Origin of the sequence: Sunxiuqinia dokdonensis, from assembly GCF_001270965.1 — a bacterium.
Classification (GTDB): domain Bacteria; phylum Bacteroidota; class Bacteroidia; order Bacteroidales; family Prolixibacteraceae; genus Sunxiuqinia; species Sunxiuqinia dokdonensis.
The window spans coordinates 1-763 of record NZ_LGIA01000092.1; the positions used below are offsets into that span (position 1 = coordinate 1).

The following is a 763-nucleotide window of genomic DNA, read 5'->3' on the forward strand; positions in this document are numbered from 1 at the left end:
CAATTTCCTTTTCCGTCTGCTGCCGGGTCTGCTGCAACTTTTGCTGTGCTTCATGCGAATTCTCAGCGCTATACACCTGTGGGTGATGTACTGAACCACAAAGCGGGCAAGGATCTCCATCTTGCAGTCCCTCAGCAAATGTCTGGAGCTGTGACTTTAATCTCAGTTCATCAGCCTCTTTTTCCATTGACTTAATCTGGCTTTTAACTGTCTCAATCTTTTCACGGAGAAATTTCACCGCGGCCAGCTGATCGGACGCTTCCGGCAAATCAGCAAACAAAGCATCCTGCAAAAGTTTTTGAATAGCTTGTTTGATGGTGCTACCCTCTTCCTGATATTTTCGAACTTGCTTATCCGTCTCCTGCAATTGTGTCTTTAGGCTTTGCTCGTCTGCGTGCCAGGCCTTTGCGTGAGCCAAGACAGCCATGTCTGGCAGATCGGCCTTCTTTGATTTAATCCAAGCCTCAAGCTTGCCCTTGTCTTCTTTCAGCTTTTCCAGTTCTTCGCCAGTTTGACTCCAAACAGCATTTCCTTTTATTAGCCGTTCCTGATCGCTTGCTATCTTTGTTGCAAGCTCCCTGATTGTTAACAGCCGTCCCAACTCATCTGCTTTCTGCTTCAATTCTTCCCGCTTTTCATAAGCTGGTTTAATTTCTGCCAGTGTCTTTTCAATCGCTTCAATTTCAGCTTCCACTTTCTTTAGTTTTTCCGAATTGTGCTGAACCTGGGCTTCTTTCTGAGCGATTCTTTTGGTGCTTGATTG

At 45.7% G+C, this 763-nt stretch carries 1 protein-coding gene; it reads right to left on the reverse strand.

All coding sequences use genetic code 11. The features are described from left to right. On the reverse strand, window positions 1-694 hold a 694-nt coding region (locus tag NC99_RS07140; protein WP_157624606.1), incomplete at its 3' end, for an AAA family ATPase. Window positions 695-763 lie beyond the last annotated feature (69 nt).